General features: G+C 69.9%; 1 protein-coding gene. It reads left to right on the top strand.

Features of this window, described 5'->3' with window-relative positions; all coding sequences use genetic code 11:
* Nucleotides 1-299 (top strand): hypothetical protein (locus LO771_RS30275; RefSeq protein ID WP_308189036.1); only part of this gene is annotated, 299 nt, incomplete at both ends.

Here is a 299-nt window from a genome sequence, read left to right on the forward strand (position 1 = left end):
GCCGACGTCAGCCCCGCCGACGTCCTGCGGATCTCCGTCCGCATCGCCGCCGCCAAGGCCGATCCCCAACTCCCCGACTCCCCGGACCGCGAGCAGGACCCCACGATGACCCCGATCGCCGACCCCGCCGTCCGCCCCGAGCAGACCTCCGAACTGACACTCCAGAACAGGACCCGAGACATGCATCTCATGCACGAAGCCATGGCCCGTGCCCATATGCAACACCTGCACCGGGAGGCGGAGCACGAACGCCTCGTCCGGCAGTTCGTCGACGCCCGCCGGATGAAGCGGCGTGCCGA

It is taken from the genome of Streptacidiphilus sp. ASG 303, assembly GCF_020991365.1.
Lineage (GTDB): Bacteria > Actinomycetota > Actinomycetes > Streptomycetales > Streptomycetaceae > Peterkaempfera.